Annotated in this window: 20 protein-coding genes, 1 tRNA gene, 1 pseudogene and 1 riboswitch; of the genes and pseudogenes, 9 read left to right on the forward strand and 13 right to left on the reverse strand. The window is 51.8% G+C overall.

All coding sequences use genetic code 11. From position 1 onward, the window contains the following. Nucleotides 1-266 precede the first annotated feature (266 nt). The 4 genes from LKE23_RS02125 to LKE23_RS02140 all read right to left on the reverse strand — a co-directional run bounded on the left by LKE23_RS02125 (nucleotide 267) and on the right by LKE23_RS02140 (nucleotide 3,567). Nucleotides 267-1,646: a KxYKxGKxW signal peptide domain-containing protein gene (locus LKE23_RS02125; RefSeq protein WP_291977863.1), complete on the reverse strand. Its 1,380-nt coding sequence runs from the start codon at nucleotides 1,644-1,646 to the stop codon at nucleotides 267-269. A gap of 124 nt (nucleotides 1,647-1,770) precedes the next feature. Next, nucleotides 1,771-1,965 (reverse strand): hypothetical protein, encoded by a 195-nt coding sequence (locus LKE23_RS02130; RefSeq protein WP_291977864.1) that lies wholly within the window; start codon nucleotides 1,963-1,965, stop codon nucleotides 1,771-1,773. Nucleotides 1,966-1,967: 2 nt separating this feature from the next. After that, a complete protein-coding gene (locus LKE23_RS02135; protein WP_291977865.1) occupies nucleotides 1,968-2,315 on the reverse strand; it encodes a hypothetical protein in 348 nt (115 codons plus the stop codon). Continuing rightward, nucleotides 2,263-3,567 carry a Y-family DNA polymerase gene (locus LKE23_RS02140; RefSeq protein WP_434737622.1) on the reverse strand — a complete coding sequence of 435 codons (1,305 nt, stop codon included), beginning with the start codon at nucleotides 3,565-3,567 and terminating at the stop codon, nucleotides 2,263-2,265. The genes LKE23_RS02135 and LKE23_RS02140 overlap by 53 nt, the downstream gene beginning before the upstream one ends. A 387-nt stretch (nucleotides 3,568-3,954) precedes the next feature. Between LKE23_RS02140 and LKE23_RS02145 the strand changes: the two genes are divergently transcribed. After that, a complete protein-coding gene (locus tag LKE23_RS02145; protein WP_291977867.1) occupies nucleotides 3,955-4,803 on the forward strand; it encodes an aldo/keto reductase in 849 nt (282 codons plus the stop codon). 51 nt (nucleotides 4,804-4,854) lie between these two features. On the opposite strand, the gene LKE23_RS02150 is transcribed toward LKE23_RS02145, so the two are convergent. Further along, complete coding sequence (locus LKE23_RS02150; RefSeq protein WP_291977868.1) at nucleotides 4,855-5,799, reverse strand: 3-hydroxyacyl-CoA dehydrogenase family protein; 945 nt, start codon at nucleotides 5,797-5,799, stop codon at nucleotides 4,855-4,857. A gap of 53 nt (nucleotides 5,800-5,852) precedes the next feature. Continuing rightward, entirely contained in the window at nucleotides 5,853-8,078 is a 2,226-nt protein-coding gene (locus LKE23_RS02155) for a phospholipase D family protein (RefSeq protein WP_291977869.1), read from the reverse strand. Nucleotides 8,079-8,151: 73 nt separating this feature from the next. Here LKE23_RS02155 and LKE23_RS02160 point away from each other — a divergent pair, with 73 nt between their 5' ends. The 3 genes from LKE23_RS02160 (at nucleotide 8,152) to LKE23_RS02170 (ending at nucleotide 10,768) form a co-directional block, all read left to right on the forward strand. After that, complete coding sequence (locus tag LKE23_RS02160; protein WP_291977870.1) at nucleotides 8,152-8,697, forward strand: RNA 2'-phosphotransferase; 546 nt, start codon at nucleotides 8,152-8,154, stop codon at nucleotides 8,695-8,697. 165 nt (nucleotides 8,698-8,862) lie between these two features. Further along, the gene (locus LKE23_RS02165; RefSeq protein ID WP_291977871.1) at nucleotides 8,863-9,984 is read left to right on the forward strand and encodes a lipocalin-like domain-containing protein; all 1,122 of its coding nucleotides are present in this window, start codon (nucleotides 8,863-8,865) and stop codon (nucleotides 9,982-9,984) included. Next, on the forward strand, nucleotides 9,977-10,768 hold the full coding sequence (locus LKE23_RS02170; protein WP_291977872.1) for a hypothetical protein: 792 nt from the start codon (nucleotides 9,977-9,979) through the stop codon (nucleotides 10,766-10,768). Before LKE23_RS02165 ends, LKE23_RS02170 begins: the two co-directional genes overlap by 8 nt. A gap of 76 nt (nucleotides 10,769-10,844) precedes the next feature. Here the strand turns inward: LKE23_RS02170 and carB are convergent, their stop codons facing one another. Continuing rightward, complete coding sequence (gene carB / locus LKE23_RS02175; protein ID WP_291977873.1) at nucleotides 10,845-14,000, reverse strand: carbamoyl-phosphate synthase large subunit; 3,156 nt, start codon at nucleotides 13,998-14,000, stop codon at nucleotides 10,845-10,847. After that, nucleotides 13,993-15,084: a carbamoyl phosphate synthase small subunit gene (locus LKE23_RS02180; protein ID WP_291977874.1), complete on the reverse strand. Its 1,092-nt coding sequence runs from the start codon at nucleotides 15,082-15,084 to the stop codon at nucleotides 13,993-13,995. The genes carB and LKE23_RS02180 overlap by 8 nt, the downstream gene beginning before the upstream one ends. Before the next feature lie 270 nt (nucleotides 15,085-15,354). Here LKE23_RS02180 and LKE23_RS02185 point away from each other — a divergent pair. Further along, a tRNA-Pro gene (locus LKE23_RS02185) sits at nucleotides 15,355-15,428 on the forward strand. 61 nt (nucleotides 15,429-15,489) lie between these two features. Here LKE23_RS02185 and LKE23_RS02190 read toward each other — a convergent pair. The 4 genes from LKE23_RS02190 to LKE23_RS02205 all read right to left on the reverse strand — a co-directional run bounded on the left by LKE23_RS02190 (nucleotide 15,490) and on the right by LKE23_RS02205 (nucleotide 18,477). Then, nucleotides 15,490-16,866 carry an MFS transporter gene (locus LKE23_RS02190; RefSeq protein WP_291977875.1) on the reverse strand — a complete coding sequence of 459 codons (1,377 nt, stop codon included), beginning with the start codon at nucleotides 16,864-16,866 and terminating at the stop codon, nucleotides 15,490-15,492. Further along, a complete protein-coding gene (locus LKE23_RS02195; RefSeq protein ID WP_291977876.1) occupies nucleotides 16,859-17,284 on the reverse strand; it encodes a MarR family winged helix-turn-helix transcriptional regulator in 426 nt (141 codons plus the stop codon). Before LKE23_RS02195 ends, LKE23_RS02190 begins: the two co-directional genes overlap by 8 nt. Before the next feature lie 108 nt (nucleotides 17,285-17,392). Next, entirely contained in the window at nucleotides 17,393-17,896 is a 504-nt protein-coding gene (locus LKE23_RS02200) for an ECF transporter S component (RefSeq protein ID WP_434737623.1), read from the reverse strand. 14 nt (nucleotides 17,897-17,910) lie between these two features. Further along, nucleotides 17,911-18,477, reverse strand: coding sequence for a TIGR01440 family protein (locus LKE23_RS02205; protein WP_291977878.1), 567 nt, complete (start codon nucleotides 18,475-18,477; stop codon nucleotides 17,911-17,913). Between the two features lie 234 nt (nucleotides 18,478-18,711). Here LKE23_RS02205 and xerS point away from each other — a divergent pair, with 234 nt between their 5' ends. Beyond that, nucleotides 18,712-19,779, forward strand: a complete 1,068-nt coding sequence (gene xerS / locus LKE23_RS02210; protein WP_291977879.1) for a tyrosine recombinase XerS — start codon at nucleotides 18,712-18,714, stop codon at nucleotides 19,777-19,779. Between the two features lie 135 nt (nucleotides 19,780-19,914). Here xerS and LKE23_RS02215 read toward each other — a convergent pair whose 3' ends face one another. Next, the gene (locus LKE23_RS02215; protein ID WP_291977880.1) at nucleotides 19,915-20,727 is read right to left on the reverse strand and encodes a hypothetical protein; all 813 of its coding nucleotides are present in this window, start codon (nucleotides 20,725-20,727) and stop codon (nucleotides 19,915-19,917) included. A 123-nt stretch (nucleotides 20,728-20,850) separates the two neighbouring features. Between LKE23_RS02215 and LKE23_RS02220 the strand changes: the two are divergent. From LKE23_RS02220 to thiD, 3 genes and pseudogenes are all read left to right on the forward strand, one after another. Beyond that, nucleotides 20,851-21,712, forward strand: a pseudogene (locus LKE23_RS02220) (patatin-like phospholipase family protein). Nucleotides 21,713-21,764: 52 nt separating this feature from the next. Continuing rightward, nucleotides 21,765-21,871: riboswitch (TPP riboswitch) on the forward strand. 95 nt (nucleotides 21,872-21,966) lie between these two features. Next, nucleotides 21,967-22,764: a hydroxyethylthiazole kinase gene (gene thiM / locus LKE23_RS02225; protein WP_434737624.1), complete on the forward strand. Its 798-nt coding sequence runs from the start codon at nucleotides 21,967-21,969 to the stop codon at nucleotides 22,762-22,764. After that, entirely contained in the window at nucleotides 22,757-23,566 is an 810-nt protein-coding gene (gene thiD / locus LKE23_RS02230) for a bifunctional hydroxymethylpyrimidine kinase/phosphomethylpyrimidine kinase (protein WP_291977882.1), read from the forward strand. The genes thiM and thiD overlap by 8 nt, the downstream gene beginning before the upstream one ends.

A 23,566-nucleotide genomic window follows, 5' to 3' on the forward strand; every position in this document is an offset into this window, starting at 1 on the left:
AAACGCTAGCAATGATTGATCAACTTTTTGACGAGAACATAGACCTAATGAAACATTTGAAGGATAAGTAATTTTTCAGTTACCAGTATCATTTAAAAATAAAAGCAGCAATTAGCAATATCTCTAGTTAAGAGGGAATTGTTAATTGCTACTTTCTCTATTTAGCAACCTGTCATTAAAATTATAGTTTTAATGAAACGGAAGTGAGGATTAATCTACGCTTTAAAAAGCCCTTGGATTTTCATAACAATCTTTCCAACTTTTCTTTAATGCATATAGTTGTCATCCACGTGACCATTGCTTTCTACTTGGAAATAGCAATCACTGCTTAAAAGCCAATTATCCGAGGATGGCAGCGTAAAGCCTTGAACAACACCATTACCATCAATATAGTATGTCTTGCCATTTAACTTTACGGAGCGGTTCGTCAGCAAATGGCCATCATTATCAAAGTCATAGAACTTATTTTGTGACTTCATGTAATACAGCCCATCGGAAACGATATTATGGACATCATTACTGTCAACAAAATAATACCAGTAATTGCCAATCTGATGCCAACCAACATATAAGCTGCCATCGGATCCTGCGTAAATCCAGTTGCCTTTATATTGATACCAACCGTTTGTCGCTAATGAACCGTCACCAAATTGCAGGTAGTAATCATGACCACCGTCGCTCAGAATTCCATAATTAATATCGCCGTCTTTGTCAAAGTAGTACCACTTATTGTTGATCTTTGCCCAACCGGAATTGGCATATGTCCCGTCAGCCTTTTTGAACTTCCAATAGACGATGTCACCATCTTGACCATGATTTTCCCAGGTCCCGGTAAGACCATCATTTTGCTTGCTTGAATTCCAGGCACCCGATGGCTCAAAGTAATAACTCTTGCCATTAATTGTCTGCCAGCCGGTATCCATCCAAGCATTCGTTGGGTCAAAGTAGTACCAGGTATTATTAATCTTCTGCCAGCCGGTCAGCGCCCAGGCGTTATTCCAGTCGAAATAATACCAGTTGCCGGCACCGGATTGGAACCAGCCCCGGTCGGCCCAGGCGTTCGTTGGGTCAAAATAGTACCAATTGTTGTTGATCTTCTGCCAACCAGTCAGCGCCCAGGCATTTTGATTATCAAAGTAGAACCAGTTGCCAGCACCACTCTTAAACCAACCAGTTTGAGCGTAGCCGGCATTGTTGAAGTAGTACCAATTATTATTAATGTGTTGCCACTGGTTATAAACCCAATTCCCCTGACTGTCGGTGTAAGACCAGCCCTGATCATAGTGAACCCACTGATTGCTTGCATTAGCCTTGGCCTGCGAAACCGTTACTTCGCTATGATCGGTAGTATTGGTAGATGTTGCTTGATCCTCTGTAACAGCGTTTGCGTTTTCATCTGTAGTAGCCTGATTGTTATCATTATTGGTTACCGCTTTATTGGTTACCGCTTTGCTTTGCTGTTCTACTTGTACCGAAGCATTTTGCTGCGATTGAGTTGATTCTGTTTGTACTGTTGCATTGGCAGTGGCATCAGCATGAACGCCGGTTGTTGTTATCCCACCCAAAAAGGTAATGGCAGCAACCGTAATGATTGCCGTTAGCCACTTTTTGCCAGCCTTATACATTTTCTTATGTTCGTTCAGCAATGAGATCTCCTCCCCATTATTTGATAGTTTCATCTTAACACCTTTAAAGGAAAGTGGGTCTTTAATTTCCAATCGCCATAATGTTGCTTATCAACATGCGGCTTTTAATCGCCATCCCCTCCGCTCAATCACCGTAATTAACCAGCTGCTTACATTTTTTAGCGCCATCAATAAATTGCCGATTCTTCCGCAACGCTGCCGTATGCTCAGACAGGAAGAAACCGGCCCACTTCATCTTGCCGCGATCGCGATAGTAGTGCTTGAAAAAACTGTCGGCCACCATTTCGGCTTCAGCATCGTTGTAAATTTTGATCATCATTTTTAATCGACTTCCTCATGTAAAATTCGGCGCTGTTCTCTGGTGAAATGAACATATTCAAAAGTAAAGTTGTATTTTGTTCGCACGCCGGCTAAGACCGCAAGCAACTGTTCAAAACTGCTGTCCTTCAATTGGGCAATTGGCCATGACCGTTGGTAAGCTCGCTTTCGTTGGCAGTTAAAGAATAGATTATAGCCATTTATTTGTTTGCAAGCGTTCACTAAAATCCAATAGCGTGTGTCCGGAACGTTTGCAAACAAGTGGTTGAGACGACTAATAATCTTTTGCGCCTGCTGCCTACTCCAGACTCTGTCCGCCACTGTGGCCGCCCACCAATCCGGCTCGTTCAATGAAGGTGCCACCTTTCTTTAAGCTGTTTGCCCGCATAATTGCTGTTTTACCGAACCTCTTTCGAATACGATCCATTGCATCCTCAAGTTTGATCGCATTCGGATTAGGAACATTAAAGAGATTGAGTTGTTCGCCATAGCGTTGGGCAAGTCTAGTGCAGGAAACCGCTATGTGCCTTACTGGTGCAAGACCATCCCAATACTTTTCAAAAATAAAAATTAAACTGCGATTGATTGTACTCGTCTCGGCAGTTGAGCATGCTAGCTTCTGTGAATGGGCAAAACCAGTCTCACCGTTAGTGTCCACCACACCAATTGAGTAGCCAATCCAAAGGTGGACACCACCACACTGCTTATTGTGGGCACGAAGACGGGCGGCAACCTGGGCACCGATCTCTTTAATCACTACTTCGATCTCATCTTTTTCCCGGTAATCTCTCGGCAACACTTGAGAATTACCAAGCGATCGATCATTGTGCAGAATGGTCTCCTGAAGGCTGGTTCGATCGATTCCCCAAGCCGTCGCGTATAACTGAGTTCCCATTATTCCAAGCTGACTTCTGAGCATGAACGGGTCACAGTGGGCCAGTTCCCACATATTATGGATTCCTAGTCGTTCCAGTCTAGCCTGCGTGCGGTTATTGATTCCCCAAACATCGGTAAGCCTTGGGATCGTCCAGATCTTTTGTCGGACCGTTGCGTTCGTGATCACCCCGATGAACTCTCGATTGTGCTTAGCATAGACGTCCAAAGCAATTTTAGCCTGCAGAGGGTTATTACCAAGGCCAACGGTGGTCACCAGTCCCAATTCATTTCGAACCTGAGATTGGATCTTACGAATCACTTGAAGAATATTGTTGCCAAATAAACGCCAGGAATGAGTCAGATCGAGGATCGACTCGTCGATCGAGTATGGCAACAAATCCTCATCAGCACAATATTCGTTAAAGATCCGGTTGACCGCCAGATTCATCTCGATATATAGGTTCATCCGGGGTGGAACGACAATCAAGCGCTCATCATTTGGCAGGTCCCGTCTCCGATTAACGTTGGAAATGTGAAAAAGCTGTTTGGCCATTGGGGATGAGGCCAAGACCAGACCGCCTCCCGTATTGGCCGCCTCGGACATCACCACTAGTGGCGTCGTCAACGGGTCCAGGCCCCGCATTGAGCACTCAACGGTAGCGTAAAATGATTTATTATCAATTAGTAAAAATACACCAGCAGGTTCTTGCGAATAATCCAACTTTATCATCCCAAACATTTGTTCCCTTAATTAAAATCATACTACGGGAACATCTGTTCGTAAAGAAGGAAAATAAAAACTCGCTGTAAACTACAACGAGTCACTTTAATCTTGATTAAGCCGCTTCAATTCTGTTCGACAATAATAGCACCGCAAGCTGCCACGCTTTTTAAGGCTCTTCGCCCTGCTATGGCTGAACTCATAATGTTCATGGCAATTCGGACAGAAGAAGTATTCCTTCTTTGTCAGTAATTTTAATATTGAAACCATCGTTCCCCCATGTCCCCCAGTAACATCAAACAATACCATCATACAATACTTAGTGCTTGATTGCTATCCCGTAATCGTTTTCAATGCTAGAATGAAGATAAATCCGCTCGGGAGGTAATTACTATGCAAACCGTTAAAATTGGTGAAACAAGCTTGCCAGCAATTGGCATCGGTACCTGGCACATGGGCGACCATGCAAGCCAGGCTAATGAGGAGGTCCGCGCCATCCAGGCTGCCCTCGACCATGGCGTCCAAGTCATCGATACCGCCGAAATGTACGGTAACGGCCGCGCTGAGCAGATCGTCGGGCGTGCCATTCAGGGACAAAAGCGGGAGCAACTGTACATCATTGATAAGGTCCTGCCGAACAATGCCAGCCATGGCCGTCTGGAGCAGAGCCTCGATCGTAGTCTTCGTACAGTTGGTACCGACTACTTCGACCTTTACCTGCTTCACTGGCGCGGTGGGGTGCCCCTGGCCGAAACAGTCACCGAACTAGAACGAATGGTCAACAAGGGCAAGATCCGGGCATGGGGAGTTTCTAACTTCGACGTTGCTGACCTAGAGGAACTCTGGCAACTGCCTCACGGCACCAATTGCGTTGCCAACGAGGATCTTTATAATCTCGACGAACGTGGCATCGAATACGACCTCTTGCCACTGATGCGAAAACACCATCTCCCACTGATTGCTTATTCGCCCCTTTCACAGGCGGACACGATCTCCGGCAAGCTCACGACCAATCCGCTCTTAAAAGATCTGGCTGCTAGCCACCACGTCAGCGTCTATCAAATCATGCTGGCCTGGACCCTGCGCAATGGCAACACACTGAGCATCCCCAAAGCCGGCACAGTTCAGCACGCCCTAGATAACATGCAAGCCCTTGAGATTACGTTTAGTACCGATGAGCTGGAAGCACTGACGAAACAATTCCCGCGTCCAACCAGTAAGCAGCCTTTAGCCGTCCTATAATATTCTAATTTTAAAAGGAGCTGCCCCTGACATGAGGCAGCTCCTTTTAAACTACTTTTGCTGATCGTCTTTTAATTGCTTCAGCAGCTTCTGATCCCGATTAGCAACCATTTGCTGACCGGCATCTCCCTGCCAGTCGAAGAAGCCGTGGCCGGTCTTCAAGCCCAGCTCACTAGCTTCGACTTTCTTGGCAAGGGTTGGATCGGTCCCCGTCTCGTTAGCCAGGTCAGCGTAGAGGTAGGAGCTGATGTTCTTGAAAACATCCAGCCCCCCGAGGTCGGCACTGGCAATCGGGCCGACGAGATTCCAGCGGCGCCCGAGACTGTACTTGACGATGTCGTCCACGGCCTCCGGGCTAGCAATCCCCTCGTCAACGATGTGAAAGGCTTCCCGCAGGACGGCCAGCTGAATCCGGTTGCCGACAAAGCCCAGTGCTTCCTTCTTCAGTGGAACCGCGTGCTTGCCAATCTTATTCATCAGTTCAACCGTCAGCTGAACCGTTGCCGAATCAGTATTCTGACCGGGAACAACCTCGACCAGCGGCATCAGTTGGGCCGGGTTCCAAAAATGGGCGACAACAAAGCGCTCTGGGTGTTTCAAGACGCTCTGCAGAGCAGTCGGACTCAGCCCAGACGTGTTGGTAGCCAGCACCGTTGTAGGCCGGACAGACTGCTCAATCTCCTGCCAGACCGTTTGTTTGATTTGTTGATTCTCAACGATGGATTCAATCACGAAGTCAGTCGCCGAGACCGCGTCCGCTAAATCGGTCGTGTAGTTAATTCGTTGCAGAACTGTTGCCGGATCCTCATCGAGCATCCCTGCCTGCTGGAAGGTCGCCAGGTCGTGCTCAATAAGCTTTTTGCCCCGCGCTAAGCCGTCCTCGTCACGATCATACAGGTTGACGGGATAGCCATGCATGGCAAATTGCAGAGCCGTCGCGTGCCCCATCGTTCCTGCTCCGATGTTGGCAATTCTCTTGATATCCGTTACTTTCATTTTGTCCACCCCTTTGTGCAGTGATTAACTTAATTATAGCACCTCAATTCGCCCTACTTGTGAAAGAGCCGGGAGAACAGCCCCTTCTTTTCATTGGCCTGCTTTTGATCCGCCAACTGTTTTAAGACCGTCTGCATCTCTTGGTCGCGCTGCGCCTCCCGCTTTTCCCGTTCGGCGTCGCGCTTGGCCTGAGCTTTCAAGTAGGCGGTCATGCTATCCTGCTGGTGCTCGCTCTGGTGGACCCGGTTGTAATAATTGCGAATTAGCGGCTCGCCAATGAAGTGATCGAACTTGTCGATGCTGAGAAGCATCCCGTTATCGTACTGATAAATTGCAATCCCGAGTTCCCGCGGGAACATGTTGAAATAGTTATCGAGGGTCTGGTTGATGTTTTCGTAGGTGCTTCCCTTGATATTATTAAAGATTGCCTTGGAGACGGTAAAGCGCTGATCATCCCCGGGTGCAAAGTCGACGTGTTTGAAGCCGTCATCGCGAATCAGCATCTTCCAGGTGATTCGATTGCGGTCGACCTTGTAGTCGTAATTGTCATGGATGATGTCGGCAAGCTCATTGCCCAAGCCGAACTTTTCAAGCAGCTGTTCAACAATCTCCTTGGTCAGGCTCAGGTAGTCGTCGATTAGCCGCGACTCATCCATGCCGGTGAGGTTGTTCAAGCGTTGATTAAGCTTCCCAACCACGTAGCGATAGAGATGATCATTGATGTTGTTCATCAAGATGTTGTAATCGTAGCGCTGCTGATCCATCCCCAGCCAGCCGGCCTCAAAGGAGAGGTAGTAGACCCGCTTGGTAATCTCCTCCAGGTTATTGATGGCGTGGCCCCCGGCATTATGATTCATCGCAAAGATGTTGACATTGTGAATGCCTTCAATCGTGTTGGACCACTGCTTGATAGCGTTGGTGGCAACCTTGCTCTGCAGGAAATTATCGTTCAATTCGTCAATAATCATCGGCGAGATAAACCGCTTGGACCGCAAGTAGTTGCCTAAAAAGCTGACTGCCTTGTTGGTATGTGATCCAGTGCCACCGTTAATTTCCGCGTATTGGACGCTACGAGAATGGTCACCGATAAAGGGTTTGAAGTAGTCCCGTACCAGCAAAGTCTTCCCCGTCGTTCCGCGACCAATCAGCACCATCGAGACCGGCACTTGATCGGCACTGCGCGCGTAGTTCGACTGGCGGTAAATTTGCCGAATCTTCCAAATCAGCGGTGCCGTCATCAGGTACATGAAGGCTGACAAGGCTTGGTGGCTTTCATCCCGCAGCTTGTTGTACTTGAAGCTTTTGATAATGTCGACAAAATTGACGACGTCCGCCTTAGTTACCAGGTCATCGGCAGGTGCAAGCGGCTGGAACTGCCCCTGAGTGTTCTTTACCAGAATCTGATCGCCTTCGTAAATCCACATTGGCTGCGGGTACAGCGAACTCGCGCTGACCGTTTCGTCCTGCGGGTCAGAAAAGCTTTGGTAGGTGATCTGCTTGATCTTATCGCGCACTGCTTCCTGGTTACGACGCTTGTTTCCCTTCGGCGTGTAGATCGCCCTAACGACCTCGGCGGCGGGCGACGGGATCAGCTCGTAGCGCTCCTTTGTCCACTTTGCCGTGTCAGCGATCTGAACGATATCTTCGGGATGCACCTTCAGCTGGTCATCCTGCAATTGCGTGAGCGCGGCGTTGGCAAGAACCGCCGTGATCTCCTTCTTTGTCTTGCCCCGAACCTGTTCGATGATCTTGCGGTTCAAGTAGTCGGTGCTATCGGTCGTAAAGTTCTGGTGAAAAAGCTGCCGGTGAGCTTGCCAGATTGCTTGATCGGCTGGCGAAGACTTGCTGCCCGCATACATCCACAGCATCTCATGGTTTTCACTGAGTGCTTTTTTAGTCAAATTCATGGAACCGTTGAAGATGATAAAGCTCGTCTCATTATCGACGATGAAATACTTGCTATGAAAAAGCGCGTCCTTGGTAAAACGCAGCTGGAGCGTCCCGTCCTCAATTCGGTTCAAAAACTCGTCGCTCGCCCCGGCGATTTCTTTTACCTTGCGTGAGAGGTTGAAGAACTGATTCAGGTTTTGGCCGGTTCGTTGATCCTCAAGGCCAAGGATCAGTTCGATTTGGCTAAAACGTGGCAAGAGCTGCTTTTCAATGATCTTAAAACTCCCCACAAATGAAACGCCGGCAAAATGATCGTAGCCTTTGATTAGCTCAAAAAAGTCCGGTTGGTACAGCATCTGCTGTTTTTTCAGGTCATAAATTGTTAACATAATGGCCCCTCCCTTATCTCCTTTATTGTACTAAATTTGCCAGTGCTATCATAGAAATTAGGAGGGTGATTAAATGAAACGCGACTTGAAGTTTATCAGCAAAAAGATGTCCTACGCCCTGCGCCACAATCCGGACAAATACAACATTAAGCTCGACAAGTATGGCTACACCGATCTGCCGGCCTTTATCGCAGCACTCAACCGGGTTCACCACCTGCACCTTACCAGGGATGATATTGACGCGGTGATCGCCAATTCCAATAAGCAGCGCTTTGAGATTAAAAACAATCGCATCTGTGCGCTCTATGGGCACTCGATCCCTGGCATTATTAAGCACCAGGAGGCCACCCCACCGGCAATCCTCTACCACGGGACGGCCCGCCGCTTCTTGCCAAGTATTAATGAGCTGGGCCTGCTTCCGATGCAGCGCCAGTTTGTCCATCTGTCGACCGACATCCCCACTGCCCAGCAAGTCGGGGCACGTCACGATAGCAAGCCCGTGATCCTAAAGATTGACACTCAGGCAGCCCAGGCGGCCGGAGTTAAGTTTTACGTTGGCAACGACCAGGTCTGGCTGGCCGATGAGATTCCCGCTAAGTTCCTTCAGCCGCTCAATTGAATGTAGCCATCTCTTTCAAAAAATACGTTACATTATTGCAAATAGTGTCAATAAACAGGCACCAGGCCGCCGATTGTCCCTTGAGTTACCTCGATACATCAGTTATTTTAAAAGCGTAACAACTGTCAACAAACAAGCCGATGTAAATTTAAGGAGGCAACAGCCATGGCACAAGCAAGACTGATGAAAACGGCGGCCGATTATCAGCGCCTCGGCCTGAAAAAAGGACAAGTCGAACTGTGGGAAGATGGCAAACGGGATGACGTCCGGAAAGGGGGTGTCGAATGGTGGTATTTCGACGCCATTTTCGACGATGGCAGCAAGATTGCGGCTGCTTACTCCACCAAGGTGCAACCGCTGGTCAACGCCACGGGTACCCATCCCTGCTTAAGATTTGATATAACGACGCCGGACGGTGAAAAGCTCTCCCGCCGGATCACCAAATTCCCCAAAGATTCCGTTCGCTTTTCCAAGGATAAATGCGATCTCCAGTGGGGTGAGAGCTGCTTTACTGGTAACCTGCACGACTACCATATCAAGGCGCAAGAAACGGACGGCCTTGGCTTTGACATTCAATTGCACAGCATCTCTTCTCCCTGGCGGGGAGAAACCGGCTACTTAGGCTTTGAAGAAAACGATCAAAAATACTTCACCTGGCTCTGCGTCGTCCCGCGCGGAACCGTTACTGGCACACTGACAATTAACGGCAAGACAACCAAAGTGACGGGCTTTGGTTATCACGATCACCAGTGGGGCAACATCATCCACTTTGATTTCCTGAATCACTGGTTTTGGTCAAGACAGTCGACGGCAAAGCACAGCCTGGTTGTCTTCGACTTCGTCATGAATCAGCACTACGAATACGAACGGATCCCGTTGGTATTTTTAGAGGATAATGACGGCAAGGTGATCTTTGAAAGTACCGACAACGTCGAATGCAGCGTTAGCGAGGAACTTCTCCAAAAAGCTTCTGATACTAAGTTTCCAAAAGTGATTCATTATAAATTCCGCAACGGAACCAAAACGGTCCACTACGATGTGACCGTTAAACAGGAGCTGGATGCTCGTTATATCTGGAAAGAAACGCCATTCTTCATGCGCCGGCTGTTTCACGGGACCAAGCCGCGCTATGGTCGTTACCTGGCCGCTGGCGTAATTACTTTTGAAGACAGTGCCCATCCGGACCAAAACTTCAAAGAGCAATCGGATTTCATCTATGAGTTCTCGTATGTCGGCCCCCACTACAAGGAGCAGATGGAAACTAAGCAAGCGAAGGCGGGTGAATAAAATGGGCAAGATCAATTTTAAGTTTCTAATCAACAACACGGAATGGCAAGCTCCCCACCTGCAGCGGATGGAATATGAGCGCAACCTGCATGTCTTGCACAACCTAAGACAGCATGGCATTGAGGTCAAAGATGGCATCAAGACACTCGATGATGACGATATCGACTACCTGACAGCTAAGGATGCGTGGCGGGTGTCCGTGGACACTCGTGCCGGCCTGAATAGCGAAACAGTCGAGCAGCATTATCGTCAATCCTTTCAACGCTCAAATGCCTTCTGGAAGGACCATCCCTTTAGTCAAGATTTGCCAATGCGCAAGTCCACTTGTCAGATGCTTGTTGAGGGAATTTCGCTCCAGAAGTATATGCAAACGGTCGCTGAAATGACTCACGATGCCAGGCTGCTTCTCCATGGGCACCCCGAGCACATGAATGCGATCGAGACCCCGGAGAAAATTATTGGGATCGAGCCCTTTGGAACCTATGGAACGCCGACCCTCTGCATCGTCAAGCATACGGAGGTCGCCGAGATGGGGCCACAGATTCAAAACGATGCTGACCCACTGTTCCCGATCAAGACGGCTGGAAAGGCCTATCTGCTGGACGGGACAACGGAGATTAACAGCCCCTTCCACCAATACCGACCGACAGAAAATGGTCTAGAAGCTAAGCTGGCAGTTTATTGGCCGGCAACTGTTCCAGATGAAATCGTGACCGGTCACAGTCTCCACCTGGCAATGGAATTTTATGAAAGTCTCGTTTATGCTGAAACACAGCTTAAGTAAACAACCTAGCACAAACAAAATACGGACATTGGTTTGAAAAATCCAAATCAATGTCCGTATTTGCGTATTTAAGCTGTTATACCAGTGCTGGAGTCTTCTTATGGGTGGCCAGAACAGTTAGGATTGCCTTGGCCGTATCCAGCGAGGTGATTACGGCAAGGTTATGGGCAATCGCGTGTTGACGAATCTTGAAGCCCAGCGAATCTTTGGCCGTGTCGTGGTTCATCGTATTGATAACGATGTTAACCTTTTCGGCACCAATTAGATCAGGGACGTCCTCAGCGGTGACTGGAATAACATTCTCGTCCAGTTGGTCCGCAAACTTGTCCGGAGCGTAAACCTGATAGCCGGCAGCGATAAATCCTGCCGCCAATCCTAATACCTCATCAATCGTGCTCTCGCCAGGAGTCAGCAGGACCGCGCCGCTTGTCGGCAACGGGTGGGTCAGCTGACCAGTAAAGGCCTTGGCCAGCGCCTTCTCATATGTTGGCGCTGACCCCATCACCTCACCAGTGGACTTCATCTCTGGGCCGAGGTAGCAGTCGACGTCGTTCAGCTTGGTAAAGGAGAAGACGGGAGCTTTGACGTGGACCTGATCTGGTTCCGGATAGAGATCCTGCGTAAAGCCCTGGTCCTCAAGGGATGTCCCCAGAATAACCTTGGTAGCCACTTGAGCCATCTCAACTCCCGTCACCTTGCTCAAAAATGGCACCGTCCGGCTGGCCCGTGGGTTAACCTCCAGTACGTAGACCTGGGCGTGGTGGACAATGAATTGGACGTTCATGATCCCGACACAGTGCAGGGCGAGGGCCAATTGTTTAGTGATCGCCACCATCTGGTCCTTGATCTCAGGAGTAAAGTGCTGGGCTGGGTAGATCGCCATTGAATCGCCGGAGTGGACCCCCGCGTGCTCAACCTGCTCCATGATCCCCGGAATAAGGATGTTGTGCCCATCGCAAATCGCGTCCACTTCGCCCTCGTAGCCGGCCAGGTAGGCATCGACCAGGATCGGGTGATCGCTGGTAACGAGAGCGTTGGCCTTCAAGTAGGCCACCAGCTCCTCCTCATTGTTCACGATCTCCATCGCCCGGCCACCGAGCACGTAGCTTGGCCGAACCAGCACCGGATAGCCGATCTCCGCAGCGGCCGCCAGAACCGCCTGGTGGGTCGTCGCCGTTTTACCGACCGGCTGCTTCAAGCCCAGCTGCTTGATAATCTGATCGAAGCTTTCCCGGTCTTCCGCGGCATCCAAGTCTTGAACCTGGGTTCCCAGGATCTTCACCCCGTGCGCTGCTAGGCCCGCTGCCAGGTTAATAGCCGTTTGCCCACCAAACTGGATGATTACCCCAGTCGGCTGCTCCAGGTCAATGACGTTTAAGACATCCTCGAGGGTCAGCGGCTCAAAGTAGAGTTTGTCGGAGATTGAAAAGTCAGTCGAAACCGTCTCGGGATTTGAGTTCATGACGATTGCCGCGTAACCGGCCGCCTGAATTGCCTTGACGCAGTGGACGGTTGCGTAATCGAATTCGACCCCCTGCCCGATCCGAATCGGGCCGGAACCAATGACCAGGATTGACTGCTGCTTCAGAGGGTGACTCTCGTTTTCCTGATCGTAGCAGCTGTAAAAGTAAGGTGTTTGGGAGGCAAACTCGCCCGCACAGGTGTCAACCATCTTGTAAACCGGTGTGAGCTGGTTGGCTTTCCGCAGTGTCCGGATCGCGTCTGGGGTTTGATGCCAAAGTGTGGCAATCGTCTGGTCAGAATAGCCGCATTCCTTTGCTTCCTTAAGCAGGGAAAGCTTCCCAGGATTGTCCTTTAGTGCCGTTTCCAGTTCTACCAAGTGGGCCACGATGTCGAGGAAGTACTCACTGATTCCCGTCAGTTCGTGGATTGCCTGAAGGCTTTGCCCACGCCGGAATGCCTCGGCAATGTAGAACAGCCGGTTGTCCTGGGGATGCTGGAGCTGGTCTTTAATCTCAGCGTCCGTGGCGGCCATTACCGGGGAAACAAGCAGGTCGTGGTAGTCAAGTTCCAGCGAACGAATAGCTTTGTAGAAAGCCTCCTCCAGGCTGCGCCCGAGGGCCATCACCTCACCGGTCGCCTTCATCTGTGTCCCCAGGTGCCGATCGGCTTGCGCAAACTTGTCAAACGGCCACCGCGGGATCTTGACAACGACATAGTCAAGGGCGGGCTCGAACTGGGCAAAGGTGGTCTTGGTGACCGGATTCTTGATCTCATCCAAGTTTAACCCCACGGCAATCTTAGCGGCAAGCTTGGCAATCGGGTAGCCAGTCGCCTTTGAGGCCAGGGCTGAGGAACGCGAGACCCGCGGGTTGACCTCGATCACGTAGTAGTTAAAGCTTTGTGGATCCAGGGCCAGCTGTACGTTGCAGCCACCCTCGATCTTCAGTGCCCGGATGATCTTGAGCGAGCAGTCACGTAGCATTTGATACTCGTCATCCGTCAGGGTCTGGGCGGGGGTCACGACGATTGAATCACCGGTGTGGATTCCCACCGGGTCGAAGTTCTCCATGCAGCAGACGACCATCGCATTGTTGGCGGCGTCCCGCATCACCTCAAACTCGATTTCCTTGTAACCCGCAATTGATTTTTCAATCAGGCATTGGGTCGCCGGTGAAAGCTCAAGGCCATTTGCACAAACCGTCGCCAGCTCTGCAGGGGTTTGACAAATTCCGCCGCCAGTACCGCCCATCGTAAAGGCCGGCCGCACGATGACAGGATAGCCGATGGACTGGGCGAAGGAAAGCGCCGCTTCAACCGTCTGGACCGTTGTCGAAGGTGGGACGGGTTCGCCGAGATTCTTCATCAACTCCTTAAACCGTTCCCGGTCCTCCGCCTGGTCAATGGCGTCGAGTTTGGTGCCGAGGAGCTGGACGCCATACTTGTCCAGCACACCCGCTTGCGACAGAGCGACCGCCAGATTTAGGCCAACCTGACCGCCAAGAGTTGGCAAAAGCGCATCCGGGGTCTCCTTTTGGATAATGCTGGTGACTGACTCAACCGTCAGCGGCTCGATATAGACCTCATCGGCAATTGTCGTGTCGGTCATGATCGTTGCCGGATTAGAATTAACCAGCACCACTTCATAGCCCTCTTCACGCAGGGACAGACAGGCCTGGGTTCCAGAATAGTCAAACTCAGCGGCCTGACCGATGATGATCGGGCCCGAGCCGATAACCATGATTTTATGAATATTAGTTTGCTTAGGCATTGGCGACTCCTTTCTGCTGGCCCATCAGCTGAATGAACTGGTCAAAGAGCTGATCGGCATCGTGCGGACCTGGTGCGGCGTCGGGGTGGAACTGAACGGAAAAGGCAGGATGATTTTTGATTGCGATCCCTTCAATTGTTCCATCGTTGATCTCCTGGTAAGTAACCATGATCTGGTTGGGATCAATGGACGCGGCATCGATTACGTAACCATGATTCTGTGAGGTGAAAAACGTCTGCTTGGTTTGAAGATTGCGGACGGGATGGTTAAAGCCCCGGTGACCGAAGCGCATCTTCACCGTTTTGGCCCCGTTAGCCAGCGCCAGAACCTGGTGGCCGAGACAAATTCCGAAGAGCGGGTAGCGTTCCTGAATTTGCTTAACCATCGCAATTACCCCCGTCAGGCTCGCCGGATCGCCGGGACCGTTTGAGAGTAGGACGCCATCCGGGTGAATTTGGTTGATCTCCCCTGGCGTCACGTTTGCCGGCACCACAATCACGTTGCATCCCCGCTCCACCAGCGCTCGCACAATGCTCTCCTTGGCTCCCAGATCAACCAGGACGACGGTGTGCCCATTGCCTGGCACCAGGTACCTCTTCTTCGTCGTGACCTGGTAGGCCAGTTGGGTCTGGGTGGGCGTACTTTGTAATTCTTTGACAACTGCCTCAACGTCAGGCTCTTCATCCGCATCAACAACCTTGCCCTTAAGGGTGCCGTGTTCCCGCAGCAGCTTGGTCAGCGCCCGGGTATCGACGCCCGTCATTCCAGGAATCGCCCATTTCTTCAAAAAGTCCGGAAGGGTGGCTGATTGTCGCCAATTATTGCTTACTCGCGCAACGCGGTGGCAAATCACCCCCGCGCAAGCTGGCTGCAGTGCTTCCATGTTATTTAGGTTGACACCGTAATTACCGATTAACGGGTTGGTAAATACCAGGATTTGATTAGCATAAGACTGATCGGTGATGGCCTGTTGGTAACCGGTCATCCCGGTGGTGAAGACTACTTCGCCACTGCAGGCTCCCAGACCGCCAAAGCCAGTCCCGGCAAAAACCGCCCCGTTTTCAAGAATAAGCAATTTTTTCATCAGCGTACCCTCCTTTTATATAAAAATACAGAATATATGCATGTGAGCTAGTTTGTTTCTCATGCATTGCGTAAAAATATAAGCTTTATTCTGCTGAATGTCAACATCAAATACATAATTAATGCATTTTTATTCATTTAATAATCGTCCACGGGAGCACTTATCCGCTTTCAAACGGGCTGTAACTTAAAAATAATAAAAAAAGGCCTTTACGAATCAGCACTTTCTTGATAATATAATATTCGTTCGCTGCGAGCGGATGAATGACTTCGGGAAATAGCTCAGCTTGGTAGAGCACCTGGTTTGGGACCAGGGGGTCGCAGGTTCGAATCCTGTTTTCCCGATTTTTTTATTTTAAAAAATAAGGCGCCGCTGATGGTAACTCGTTCATCAGCGACGCTTGTTTTATTTCACGCTCCGGTAATAAGAAATAAAAATAATGACGGCAAAAATTGTCAACAGGATAAAGGCATGCTGTGTTCCGATTGCCGTAGCCGTTGCGCGGCTGAGGTGCGAATTGGCCTGGCTGGCTGCCACGATCGTCGCGGCCACCGAGGTCCCCATCGCCCCGGCAAACTGTTGCAGGGTGTTCATGATGGCATTCCCCTGGGCACTGTCCTTGGGGCCAACCTCCTTTAAGGCGCTGGTCATGACACAGCCCATGCCCATCCCCATGCCGGCCATGTAGAAGATGTAAACAAAGGAGATCAGGCCGTTTGACATCTGTCGGCTCATCAGAGTAAAGGTCACCAGCGAAAGAATGCAGAGTCCCATTCCGATCAGGATGGGCCGCCGGGCGCCAAATCGGTCCAAAATCCGTCCGCCCAACGGTGCAAAGATCGCTCCGGCAAAGCCCGCCGGCAGGACCACCAATCCCGCGACCATTGAGGTATTGCCGTTAACCAGTTGAATATAGTTTGGCAGCAGGAAAGCAAAGCCGAGGGAAACGATCTGGGTCAAGAAGAAGCCAAGAACGTGGCCAGCAAAGGCGTGGTTGCCGAGCAACGAGAGCTTAAGCACCGGCTGCTCAATTGTCAGTGACCGCCAGATAAGGCCGACCATCCCCACCAGGCCAACCAAAAGCGAGCCACCCACGCTCAGGCTCATGAAAGGGCGACTGCTGAGGTTGCTAAAGCCGTTGACCAGGCCGGCAAAGAGGGCCACGATCATTACCATGCTAAAGAGGTCAATTCGCTCACGGCGCAGTGCCGACTTTTGCGTAATTCCCCATTGGCCGAGCACGAAGGACAGGACCAAAAACGGCATCAAGATGTAGAAGACCCACCGCCAGTTCAACTGGTTAGCGATGATTCCCCCAAAGGTCGGGCCAATCGCCGGTGCAATCCCGGTAATCAGGTTGGCAATTCCCATCATCACGCCCAGCTTGCTTTGGGGCACCTGCTCCATGATGATGTTGAACATCAACGGTAAAGCAATCCCCGTTCCGATCCCCTGGACGGCCCGACCGAGCAGCAAGAAAGTAAAAGAGGGTGCCAGGGCGTCAATGACCACCCCAGTGATGAAGAGCAGGTTGGCAACCGTAAAGAGGGTCCGGGTCTTAAAGGAGCTCTTGAGAACCGCCGAAAGCGGGACGATGATCGCCACGATCAACAGGTAGATCGAGGTCATCCACTGGACCGTATCGGTAGTAACGTTGAACTCCCGCATCAAGATCGGGAAGGTTACGTTCATCGACGTCTCCACGATCACCCCACAAAATGACATTAGGCCGGTCGCCACGATCGCCGCGACCACTTTTTTCGGAATTTTTTCTTCAGTCATGCTCTGCCTCCTCTTTAATCATCACTAAAATTCGGCGAAACGCCTGGATCTCGGTCGGATTCAGATTTTCCAACAGCTGCTGGTCCTTTTCCTGGATAAAGGAGTGAACCGGCATAATAAGCCCCTGTCCCTTGGCAGTTAGGGTAACAACCTTCTTTCGACCGTCCGTTGCACTGGGATGCTGGTCCAGTAGTCCCTTGGCTGCCATTCGCTGCAGCATCACCGTGGTGGTCGAGCGTTTGATGTTGAATTCGTGCTCGACCTGTTGCTGGCTGCAGGTTAAGTTGGGTTGGCGGCTCATAAAATCAATCAGACTCATTTGGTTGCCCGTTAAGCCATACGGGGCCGCAAACCGGTCAATGGACTGGTTGAGCGCCCGGGCAGCCTCCTTCAACAGCTGACCAATGTTCTTTTCCATCTATCTCCCTCCAAAGTTTGTTAGCTATCTAGCAAACTATCTTAGCTGATTCTGCCATGAAAAGCAAGGCACGAAAAAAAGCCCCGCCAGTCGACGGAGCTTACTTGCTTATAATAAATGCTTTTTCAAGTGCGGAACCAGCCACATCGCGACCAGGACACCGATCGCTCCTTGAAGGAGGTTGCCACCGATTCCCAGGATGCCGACCATCCAAGAATGGTACAGGATGGAATCACTGAAGAAGTAGCAGACCACCATGATAACTGCACCGAGGATCAGTGCTAGCCACTGGTAGCCGCGCCGTTCACCCGCCTTCTGGTAGAAGTAACCAGCAGACAGGCCCTCGAGACCGTGGGAAACCAGTGAAAAGAACGCGTACTGGGGATAGCCGGAGATCAAATCGAGGAACATTCCCCCGAAACCGCCGACCGCAGTCCCATACGCCGGTCCCAAAAGCATCGATGCAATCAAGATTCCAGCATCACACAGGTTTAAGTTCCCGTGCGTCCAGGGAATTGGAATCAGAAAGAACCGCCCTAAAACAACGGAAAGCGCCATTAGGAGCGCCGCCAGGGTGAGACGGCGCAAGCGCTGATTTCTCTTACTCACTATGCCATTTTCCTCTCTTATTGCTGATCAAAGGGGTCCCAACTATACTTTGCCCGGGGACCACCAACGTACTTCGGCCGGGACCGCAGATAGGTCGTGTGGGCGTGCCCGATAGTATCAATTGAGGTCCGAACCGGCACCTGGACGAAGCGCACCTGCATGCCAATAAAGGTGTCACCAATGTCCATTCCGGCATGGGCCTGGATGTGTTCGACCTCGATTGGGTCCTCAAAATCCTCGAAGGCCGCAATTTGACCGGCACCCCCGGCATGAATCTGCGGGTAGACCAGGACCTGCTCAAGACCGTATTGTTCGGCAACGGCCCTTTCGACTACCAGTGCCCGGTTCAGGTGTTGGCAACCCTGAACCGCTAGATGGATTCCCAAGGGCTTCAACACGTCGATGATCGTCTTGACAATGGCTCGGCCGACTTCGATGCTGGAGTCCTCACCAATCGTTCCGCCCTGAACCTCGCTAGTACTGAGGCCCAGCACGAACAGGTCCCCCTTCTTTAGCTTGGCCTGATCGAGCAGTTCGGTAAGCCCCTGCTTGGTTTGTTGCTTAATTTGTGCCAAATCTACCATTCGTTAATCACGTCCTCCCGCTGTCGCAGCAATTTAATCAAATTCTCATTTGGTGTTAATTTCATTCTAGCACGACCGGGAAAAGTCGTCAGCAATTTACTTTCGATGAGAGCGCTTAAAGTTTAATCATTCGGTTTTTGCCGGAGTATTTCCGTGACGTAAAGGTCGGATCAGCGTCTTTTAACCACTAATACGGTATAATATAGAAACAGGAAAAACGATGGAGTGAGAAATTTGGAAGCAGATAAGTACTTAAAATTGATTCAAGAGGAGCTGACCAGGCTCCCCGACTACGTCAATGAATATTACCTTGGCACCAATCATGCCGTCACAACGACTTACCAGTACCTGACGGAGATCCGGCGCTTTTTCGACTGGCTGCGGGTCAGTGGCTTGGTCAAGGCCAAGGATAACCGGGCAATTCAAACGGCTGATTTGGCCAAGCTGCGTCGTGGTGATATCATGCTCTACATTGATCACCTCAGGCACAGCACCAATGCCCAGGGGCACCTCAATTCGCCGACCTCAATCAACCGGTCAATTAACGCTCTGCGTTCGCTGTTCAAATTCTTGACGGTCACCGCCGACGTCAAGGACGGTGAGCCATACTTTTACCGCAACGTCATGTTGAAGATCGACTCGCTCAACGATACCAAGACCCTGAACTACCGGGCCCACAACCTTGCCTCCCACATGTACCGGGGACAGATGAAGTTCGACTTCATTAACTTCATCGAAAACGAATATCCTCAGAAGTGTGATAAGCGTGCCCGTCCCGCCTTCATGCGCAACAAGGAGCGTGACATCGCCATCATCACTCTGATTCTGGGCACCGGCGTTCGGGTTTCGGAGGCCGCCAACGTCAACCTGGCCGACCTCAACCTCAAGCAAAAGCTGCTCGACGTCACTCGGAAAGGTGGGCAGCGGGATGCCGTCCCAATTGCTCCCTGGGCCCTGCCCTACATCCAGGCCTACCTGGCAATTCGCGCCCAGCGTTACCACGCCTTGAAGAAGGATACGGCCTGTTTCTTAACGGTCTACCATGGTGAAACGCGCCGGATGACGGCCAACTCGATTGAGCGAATGGTTAAGAAGTATTCCACGGCCTTTGGGCATCCGCTGACCCCCCACAAGCTTCGTCACACCCTGGCCTCGGAACTCTACAACGTCACCAAGGACCAGGTGTTGGTCGCCCAGCAATTAGGACAGAAGGGCACTTCGGCAACCGACCTCTATACCCACGTCGACCAAAAGCAGCAGCGCGCTGCCCTGGAAGAAATCAGCGAACATCCAGAAAAGTAAAAAAGAGGCTGAGAATTAACTCAGCCTCTTTGCTGTTATGTAGCTATAAATGCAACAGCGCGGTAGATGCCTAGCCAGCCTCGCGGGGGTGGGAAGACGAACTCGCAAGCGAGTTCTGTCCCACCGCCTTTTTGATTATAGAAATTGTTCATCCAATTCTTGATTCAGCAATGAGCGATAGCGCTGCAGGCGCTGGACCCGATCGATCACCTGTTGATCGAGCTGGGCGCGGCGGTGCGGTCCCCAGGAATCCGCCAGCTGCAATTTGCCACGGCTATCGAAACGGTAGCCACCCCACATGTGCTGACTGATCGGTGCCATCAAAAGCGAGTCGACCACCCGCAGGAGGCCAATCGTGTGCTGGTCATCAAGGTAGCCAAGCGCCACGACGTCCCGGGGGTCAATGTAGTTAAAGATCTGACAGCGCAGGTCCAGGGCTATCTGGCGCTGAGAATCGCCAAGCAGCCAGTAGAGATTGGGGCCTTCATAGAGCCAGGCCCCCGCCACCTGGTCGGGTGCAGCACAGTTTGCCAGGGCAAATTGGCCGTTGATCGAGCCGAGGGAATGACCATAGACATAAAAGCGGCAGGTGGGGTGCTGGTGGAGCAGCTTATTAAATTGTTGGGCGGCGGTCCACATCTCCTGGGGGATGGTCGGCACCTGATTCAAAATGGCCCCGCCAATCGGCAGGTTTACCCGCAGCCATTCGTTCGTCCAGGTGGTCGGGTCACCCTTGCGAATCCCGGACGAGCCACGCAGAAGGACGGTGACTTCATGGGGACCACTAATGACCACGGTGGCGCGAAAGCCATTCTCCGTCTGTATCAGTTGGCCGACCTGGCCAATGATGAGCCCATCCACTTGGACCGTTTCTCCCACCTGCCAGTCATGGTATTCGAGCTGGGCCAGTTGAACCCGCTGCTGATCCGTCAGTTTATCATTGATCATTGGTCATCCCTCCCTTATCTCTATTATCGACGATCCACCCAACTAGTGCAATCCCGTTGACATTCCCCGCTGCGGGTGTTGTATAATTTTGGGTAACACAAAATTTAAGGGAGCGTGGAGTGAATGCTATACAATGCAGCTTTGGTCTTGGAGGGTGGCGCCTTTCGTGGTCAGTACACGGCTGGGGTCGTGGATACTTTTTTAGCCCACCACATCGAGTTTGACAACGTCATCGGCGTTTCGGCCGGATCGCTGTGCGGGGCGAACTTTGTCTCCAAGCAGTACGGCCGGGCAGCGATGATCAACATCAATCATCGCCACGATCGCGACTACATTTCATTCTCGCACCTCCTTCACCGCCAAACGATCATCAACCTCGACTACCTATTCGAGGATCATGGTTGGCGCTGGGAAAACTTTAACGAACGGGCCTACGAGCGTTCGGCTTCTAACTTTACCGCCGTTGCCACCAGCATGGTCACCGGCAAGGCCGTCAAGCTTTACCAACCCGGTCGGCGAAGACCTCACCCGGGCCCTCAAGGCTTCTTCGTCGATGCCGATCATCGCGAAGCCGCAGCGGACGAGCAAGGGCCTGTGCCTGGACGGCGGGGTGGCTGACTCCATTCCTTACGACCTGGCCCAGCAGCAGGGCTACGATAAGATCGTGGTCATCCGGACCCGGGACATCACCTACCGTAAGGAGCCAACCAGCCGCACCCTTGCCAGCCTTTACGAGCGTTACTACGGCCGGGACTACCCACTCTTCGTCCGAGCCGCCATTAATCGGCCAACCGTCTACAATCAACAGGTCGAGGAAATCAACCGACTGACCAGGGAGAAAAAGCTCTTCACCATCGCTCCCCAACAGCCAGTCAGGGTTAGCCGGATTGAGGGAAACGTTAAAAAATTACGTCAGCTGTACGAAACCGGCCAGCACGAGGCCGGCATGATCCTGCCGCAAATGATTAAATACTTGGAGCGGTAACCTTTTCCCGCGAAAAGTGCTATACTGAATGATAGTTAGAAAATAAATAAACATTTTGCATTAGGAGTGTCCGTCTGCCGGACTGAGATGCGCTCAAAAGCGTGGATCCTATGAACCTGTCAAGCCAGTACTTGCGGAGGGAAATGCGGACGAAAGAAATAATCCCCATCAGACCAACGTAAGTCTGGTGGGGATTTTCTAATAATGTGCCCAAAGTGTGCCCGGAAGGAGTGAATATTTTGAATTGTAATAATTTGCCATACGCATTAATTGATCGTTTACGGCAAGCCAATCCAGTCGTCCTGACGGTGGCCAACAGCGTCACCATTGATAAGGTGGCAGACGGGCTGAGTGCAATCGGCGCTTCACCAATCATGTCCAAGGAGCCTGCCGAGGCCGCGGCAATGGTCCAACTGGCCAACGCGATTACCATCAACCTCGGAACGATTACCGAAGCCCAGCTGAAACAAATTCGGGCGGTTCTGGACGCCAACGCCAACCGGCTGCCCGTTGTCCTCGACCCGGTCGCCGTCGGCAGCGTTCCCTATCGTCTTAAAATTGCCCACCAGCTTTTGGCGGACTACCACTTTACGGTCATCCGGGGAAACGCGGGTGAAATTGCGGCCTTGACCGGGGCCAAATGGCAAGCCCACGGCATCGACGCCGGTCAGGGCAGCATGGACCTAGCCACCATCGCCCAACAGTGTGCCCACCAGTACCACTCCCTCGTTGCGCTGTCCGGGCCCACCGACTTCGTCACCGACGGCCAGGACGTCTTTACCAACCCGCTGGGTGATCAATATTTGGCACTGAACGTTGGCAGCGGGGACATGCTGTCCAGTACCCTGGCGGCCTACCTAGCGCTAGGAGAAGCGCCGCTGCCAACGTGCAGTCTCGCCTGCCAGACCTTTGCCTTTGCTGGCGTTCAGGCGGCAAGGGATGTCCGGGGGCTCGGGCAGTGGCAAAGTCGGTTTTTCGATGAATTATGTCAGCTCACCAGCACAAGCGTGCAAGAGGGCGTCGTAGAAAGGATGAATAAAAACAATGACTAATGATTTTCCACAAGCTTTGACAATTGCCGGTACCGATAGCGGCGGTGGCGCCGGGATCGCGGCCGATTTCAAAACAATGCAGATGCGCCATGTCTTCGCAACCATGGTGGTGGTAGCCGTGACCGCGCAAAATACGCTCGGCGTCCAGGATGCCTTCCCGATGCCGCCGAAAATGATCGACGAACAGTTTGCCTCCCTGGCGGCCGACCTGAACATCCGGGCCTGCAAGACGGGAATGCTGGCCGACGTCCCGCGGGTCAAGGCGGTGGTGGCCAATCTGAAGAAGTACGATTTTGGGCCCCTGACCGTTGATCCGGTCATGATTGCCAAGGGCGGGGCTAAGCTGCTCAGCGATGACGCCATCGCGGTCGTCCGGGATGAGCTCCTGCCGCTCGCCGACCTGGTTACGCCCAACCTGCCGGAAGCCGAGGAGCTGACGGGGATGAAGATCGAGACGGAAGATGAAATGGTCACTGCCGGCAAGAAGCTCCAGTCCCTGGGCGCCAAGAACGTCCTCGTCAAGGGTGGTCACTTCCACGATGCCAACGCCGCCAACGACTTTGTTCTCCTCGAAAACGGTGAAAACTTCTGGATGACCTCGCCGCGGGTTGCCACCCATAACACTCACGGAACTGGGGACACCATTTCCGCCTGCATCACCGCCGAGCTGGCTAAGGGCCACACGATGGAGGAAGCCATTCGGACCGGAAAGGCTTATGTCGAGGCCACCATTCGCGATGGTATCAATGTCGGCCACGGTCACGGTCCGCTGAACCACTGGGCGCAGATCAAGGAGGACTAA

The sequence above is a fragment of the Limosilactobacillus sp. genome, from assembly GCF_022482365.1.
Lineage (GTDB): Bacteria > Bacillota > Bacilli > Lactobacillales > Lactobacillaceae > Limosilactobacillus.

Excerpts from the sequence above, each read along its gene's own strand:
- LKE23_RS02130 (WP_291977864.1), bottom strand. The coding sequence starts at position 1,965 with ATGATGATCAAAATTTACAACGATGCTGAAGCCGAAATGGTGGCCGAC.
- LKE23_RS02145 (WP_291977867.1), top strand. The coding sequence starts at position 3,955 with ATGCAAACCGTTAAAATTGGTGAAACAAGCTTGCCAGCAATTGGCATC.
- LKE23_RS02150 (WP_291977868.1), bottom strand. The coding sequence starts at position 5,799 with ATGAAAGTAACGGATATCAAGAGAATTGCCAACATCGGAGCAGGAACG.
- LKE23_RS02155 (WP_291977869.1), bottom strand. The coding sequence starts at position 8,078 with ATGTTAACAATTTATGACCTGAAAAAACAGCAGATGCTGTACCAACCG.
- LKE23_RS02160 (WP_291977870.1), top strand. The coding sequence starts at position 8,152 with ATGAAACGCGACTTGAAGTTTATCAGCAAAAAGATGTCCTACGCCCTG.
- LKE23_RS02165 (WP_291977871.1), top strand. The coding sequence starts at position 8,863 with ATGGCACAAGCAAGACTGATGAAAACGGCGGCCGATTATCAGCGCCTC.
- carB (WP_291977873.1), bottom strand. The coding sequence starts at position 14,000 with ATGCCTAAGCAAACTAATATTCATAAAATCATGGTTATCGGCTCGGGC.
- LKE23_RS02180 (WP_291977874.1), bottom strand. The coding sequence starts at position 15,084 with ATGAAAAAATTGCTTATTCTTGAAAACGGGGCGGTTTTTGCCGGGACT.
- LKE23_RS02190 (WP_291977875.1), bottom strand. The coding sequence starts at position 16,866 with ATGACTGAAGAAAAAATTCCGAAAAAAGTGGTCGCGGCGATCGTGGCG.
- LKE23_RS02195 (WP_291977876.1), bottom strand. The coding sequence starts at position 17,284 with ATGGAAAAGAACATTGGTCAGCTGTTGAAGGAGGCTGCCCGGGCGCTC.
- LKE23_RS02205 (WP_291977878.1), bottom strand. The coding sequence starts at position 18,477 with ATGGTAGATTTGGCACAAATTAAGCAACAAACCAAGCAGGGGCTTACC.
- LKE23_RS02215 (WP_291977880.1), bottom strand. The coding sequence starts at position 20,727 with ATGATCAATGATAAACTGACGGATCAGCAGCGGGTTCAACTGGCCCAG.
- thiD (WP_291977882.1), top strand. The coding sequence starts at position 22,757 with ATGACTAATGATTTTCCACAAGCTTTGACAATTGCCGGTACCGATAGC.